This is a genomic window from Dermacoccus barathri, from assembly GCF_015070805.1.
GTDB lineage: Bacteria > Actinomycetota > Actinomycetes > Actinomycetales > Dermatophilaceae > Dermacoccus > Dermacoccus abyssi.
On the sequence record NZ_JADCTK010000011.1, the window covers coordinates 1 to 5,366 of the forward strand.

The 5,366-nt window shown below is 55.0% G+C and carries 3 rRNA genes; all 3 read left to right on the plus strand.

Features of this window, described 5'->3' with window-relative positions:
* The first annotated feature begins 194 nt into the window (after window positions 1–194).
* Window positions 195–1,717: ribosomal RNA gene (locus IM689_RS14460) — 16S ribosomal RNA — on the plus strand.
* 353 nt (window positions 1,718–2,070) lie between these two features.
* A 23S ribosomal RNA gene (locus IM689_RS14465) occupies window positions 2,071–5,175 on the plus strand.
* A gap of 88 nt (window positions 5,176–5,263) precedes the next feature.
* Window positions 5,264–5,366 (plus strand): 5S ribosomal RNA (rrf, locus tag IM689_RS14470); the annotation flags it as partial.

Sequence of the window (5,366 nt, forward strand, 5' to 3'; positions counted from 1 at the left end):
TGATGGTGTGTGATGGTGTTTTGAGAACTCAACAGCGTGCCGATGTGATCATCGCCAAACAACAATTTTTGCTGGCCTTATGGCTGGTGTTGTTCTGGCTGATGTTTGATGGATAGATACAAGACACACGATCACCTTTTTTGTGGGTGGTGGTGTGGTGTCACCGTTTGATTTCGGCTGGGATACAGATTTTTTTAACGGAGAGTTTGATCCTGGCTCAGGACGAACGCTGGCGGCGTGCTTAACACATGCAAGTCGAACGATGAAGCGCCAGCTTGCTGGTGTGGATTAGTGGCGAACGGGTGAGTAACACGTGAGTAACCTGCCCCCTACTCTGGGATAAGCCTGGGAAACTGGGTCTAATACTGGATATGACCAATCACTGCATGGTGTGTTGGTGGAAAGATTTTTTGGTGGGGGATGGACTCGCGGCCTATCAGCTTGTTGGTGGGGTAATGGCCTACCAAGGCGACGACGGGTAGCCGGCCTGAGAGGGCGACCGGCCACACTGGGACTGAGACACGGCCCAGACTCCTACGGGAGGCAGCAGTGGGGAATATTGCACAATGGGCGAAAGCCTGATGCAGCGACGCCGCGTGAGGGATGACGGCCTTCGGGTTGTAAACCTCTTTCACCAGGGACGAAGCTAACGTGACGGTACCTGGAGAAGAAGCACCGGCTAACTACGTGCCAGCAGCCGCGGTAATACGTAGGGTGCGAGCGTTGTCCGGAATTATTGGGCGTAAAGAGCTTGTAGGCGGTTTGTCGCGTCTGCTGTGAAAGACCGGGGCTTAACTCCGGTTCTGCAGTGGGTACGGGCAGACTAGAGTATGGTAGGGGAGACTGGAATTCCTGGTGTAGCGGTGAAATGCGCAGATATCAGGAGGAACACCGATGGCGAAGGCAGGTCTCTGGGCCATTACTGACGCTGAGAAGCGAAAGCATGGGGAGCGAACAGGATTAGATACCCTGGTAGTCCATGCCGTAAACGTTGGGCGCTAGGTGTGGGGCTCATTCCACGAGTTCCGTGCCGCAGCTAACGCATTAAGCGCCCCGCCTGGGGAGTACGGCCGCAAGGCTAAAACTCAAAGGAATTGACGGGGGCCCGCACAAGCGGCGGAGCATGCGGATTAATTCGATGCAACGCGAAGAACCTTACCAAGGCTTGACATACACCGGAATCATGCAGAGATGTGTGCGTCTTCGGACTGGTGTACAGGTGGTGCATGGTTGTCGTCAGCTCGTGTCGTGAGATGTTGGGTTAAGTCCCGCAACGAGCGCAACCCTCGTTCCATGTTGCCAGCACGTAATGGTGGGGACTCATGGGAGACTGCCGGGGTCAACTCGGAGGAAGGTGGGGATGACGTCAAATCATCATGCCCCTTATGTCTTGGGCTTCACGCATGCTACAATGGCCGGTACAGAGGGTTGCGAAACTGTGAGGTGGAGCTAATCCCAAAAAACCGGTCTCAGTTCGGATTGGGGTCTGCAACTCGACCCCATGAAGTCGGAGTCGCTAGTAATCGCAGATCAGCAACGCTGCGGTGAATACGTTCCCGGGCCTTGTACACACCGCCCGTCAAGTCACGAAAGTTGGTAACACCCGAAGCCGGTGGCCTAACCCTTGTGGGGGGAGCCGTCGAAGGTGGGACTGGCGATTGGGACTAAGTCGTAACAAGGTAGCCGTACCGGAAGGTGCGGCTGGATCACCTCCTTTCTAAGGAGCACATGAGCTCTTGCATCACCGCGTGTGTGATGGGAGTGTGCTGGGTGGAACGATGATCATGGTGCACGCACTGCTCGCTCGAGCAGGCTCAAGTACGACACTGTCTTCGGATGGTGTGGGGAACGGGCCGGCCGAGGTGGGGTGGTGGGTGTGATTGGCGCGTTGTTGGGTTCTCAGGACATGCATCATGCGTGTTCTGGGGTTTGGCTGGCACTGACAGCCCGGCCACGAACGACTGCACGTGAGGACCTGTGAGGGTTCGGGTGTGGTTGTGGTGGGTTGGTTGGTGTGTGGCGTGTTGTTTGAGAATTACACAGTGGACGCGAGCATCTAGTATCTGTGATCTTTAAGTTTTTAAGGGCACACGGTGGATGCCTTGGCACCAGGAACCGATGAAGGACGTTGTAATCTGCGATATGCCTCGGGGAGTCGATAAACAGGCTGTGATCCGGGGATTTCCGAATGGGGAAACCCGACCAGAATCATGTCTGGTCACCTGCACCTGAACACATAGGGTGTTGGGAGGGAACGTGGGGAAGTGAAACATCTCAGTACCCACAGGAAGAGAAAACAAGAGTGATTCCGTGAGTAGTGGCGAGCGAAAGCGGATGAGGCTAAACCATGATCGTGTGAGACCTGTCAGGGGTTGCGGTTGTGGGGTTGTGGGACAGTGCTGACCTTGTCTGACAGCAGGGTGCGCAGTAAGAAACCGGTTGTGTAGTCGAACAGTTTTGAATGGCTGGGCGTAGAGGGTGCGACTCCCGTAGACGAAACATAATTGGCTGTGTTGTGCTGTTTCCCAAGTAGCACGGGGCCCGTGAAATCTCGTGTGAATCTGGCAGGACCACCTGCTAAGCCTAAATATTCCCTGGTGACCGATAGCGGACTAGTACCGTGAGGGAAAGGTGAAAAGAACCCCGGGAGGGGAGTGAAATAGATCCTGAAACCGTGTGCTTACAATCCGTCGGAGCCTCTATGTGGGGTGACGGCGTGCCTTTTGAAGAATGAGCCTGCGAGTTAGTGCTCAGTGGCGAGGTTAACCCGTGTGGGGTAGCCGTAGCGAAAGCGAGTCCGAACAGGGCGTTTGAGTCGCTGGGTCTAGACCCGAAGCGGAGTGATCTACCCATGGCCAGGTTGAAGCGCCGGTAAGACGGCGTGGAGGACCGAACCCACTTAGGTTGAAAACTGAGGGGATGAGCTGTGGGTAGGGGTGAAAGGCCAATCAAACTCCGTGATAGCTGGTTCTCCCCGAAATGCATTTAGGTGCAGCGTCGCGTGTTTCTTGCCGGAGGTAGAGCTACTGGATGGCTGATGGGCCCCACCGGGTTACTGACGTCAACCAAACTCCGAATGCCGGTAAGTGAGAGCGTGGCAGTGAGACTGCGGGGGATAAGCTTCGTAGTCGAGAGGGAAACAGCCCAGATCATCAGCTAAGGTCCCTAAGCGTGTGCTAAGTGGGAAAGGATGTGGAGTTGCTGTGACAACCAGGAGGTTGGCTTAGAAGCAGCCACCCTTTAAAGAGTGCGTAATAGCTCACTGGTCAAGTGATTCCGCGCCGACAATGTAGCGGGGCTCAAGCACATCACCGAAGCTGTGGCAATGACACACATACCCTTAACGGGGGTGTTGTTGGGTAGGGGAGCGTCGTGTGGCGAGTGAAGCGGCCGAGTGATCGAGTCGTGGATGCTACACGAGTGAGAATGCAGGCATGAGTAGCGAATGACGGGTGAGAAACCCGTCCGCCGAATAACCAAGGGTTCCAGGGTCAAGCTAATCTGCCCTGGGTAAGTCGGGACCTAAGGCGAGGCCGACAGGCGTAGTCGATGGACATCCGGTTGATATTCCGGAACCGGCGAAGAACCGCCCATACTGAACCATGGGATGCTAACCACCCGAACCACACCATTGAGGACTTCGGTCCTCGCGTGTGTGGGGAGCGTGGGACCCGATCGTGTAGTAGGTAAGCGATGGAGTGACGCAGGAAGGTAGCCTCCGCGGGGCGATGGTTGTCCCCGTTCAAGCATGTAGGCCGAACGTCTAGGCAAATCCGGACGTCGTATTGGCTGAGATGTGATGGTGACCACGTATGTGGGAAGTAGGGTGATCCTATGCTGTCGAGAAAAACTTCTAGCGAGGTTCGAGCCGCCCGTACCCCAAACCGACTCAGGTGGTTAGGTAGAGAATACTAAGGCGATCGAGTGAATCGTGGTTAAGGAATTCGGCAAAATGCCCCCGTAACTTCGGGAGAAGGGGGGCCCAAGCCTTGAAGCACTTGCGTGCTAGGGGTGAGGGTCGCAGAGACCAGGGAGAAGCGACTGTTTACTAAAAACACAGGTCCGTGCGAAGAAGTAATTCGATGTATACGGACTGACGCCTGCCCGGTGCTGGAAGGTTAAGAGGACTGGTTAGTCACCTTGTGTGGCGAAGCTGAGAATTTAAGCCCCAGTAAACGGCGGTGGTAACTATAACCATCCTAAGGTAGCGAAATTCCTTGTCGGGTAAGTTCCGACCTGCACGAATGGCGTAACGACTTCTCCACTGTCTCAACCACGAACTCGGCGAAATTGCAGTACGAGTAAAGATGCTCGTTACGCGCAGCAGGACGGAAAGACCCCGGGACCTTTACTACAGTTTGGTATTGGTGTTCGGTACGGCTTGTGTAGGATAGGTGGGAGACTGTGAAGCATTGGCGCCAGCTGGTGTGGAGTCATTGTTGAAATACCACTCTGGTCGTATTGAGCTCCTAACTTCGGTCCGTGATCCGGATCAGGGACAGTGCCTGATGGGTAGTTTAACTGGGGCGGTTGCCTCCCAAAGGGTAACGGAGGCGCCCAAAGGTTCCCTCAGCCTGGTTGGCAATCAGGTTTTGAGTGTAAGTGCACAAGGGAGCTTGACTGTGAGACAGACATGTCGAGCAGGCACGAAAGTGGGGACTAGTGACCCGACGGTGGCTTGTGGAAGCGCCGTCGCTCAACGGATAAAAGGTACCCCGGGGATAACAGGCTGATCTTGCCCAAGAGCTCATATCGACGGCATGGTTTGGCACCTCGATGTCGGCTCGTCGCATCCTGGGGCTGGAGTAGGTCCCAAGGGTTGGGCTGTTCGCCCATTAAAGCGGTACGCGAGCTGGGTTTAGAACGTCGTGAGACAGTTCGGTCCCTATCCGCTGTGCGCGTAGGAAACTTGAGAAGACCTGTCCCTAGTACGAGAGGACCGGGATGGACGAACCTCTGGTGTGTCAGTTGTTCTGCCAAGGGCACGGCTGATTGGCTACGTTCGGAAGTGATAACCGCTGAAAGCATCTAAGCGGGAAGCACGCTTCAAGATAAGGTTTCCATAACACTACGGTGTTGAGAGGTTCCCCAGAGACGATGGGGTTGATAGGCCGGATGTGGAAGCTCAGTAATGAGTGAAGCTGACCGGTACTAATAAACCGACAACTTAAAACATCACCAATTGTTCTGGTGCTCGCGTCCCTGTGTAATTCTGAAACAACAACCACATCCAGTCAGATCATGATGGTTAGTTTCATAGTGTTACGGTGGTTATAGCGAAGTGGGAAACGCCCGGTCACATTCCGAACCCGGAAGCTAAGCCCTTCAGCGCCGATGGTACTGCACTCGCCAGGGTGTGGGAGAGT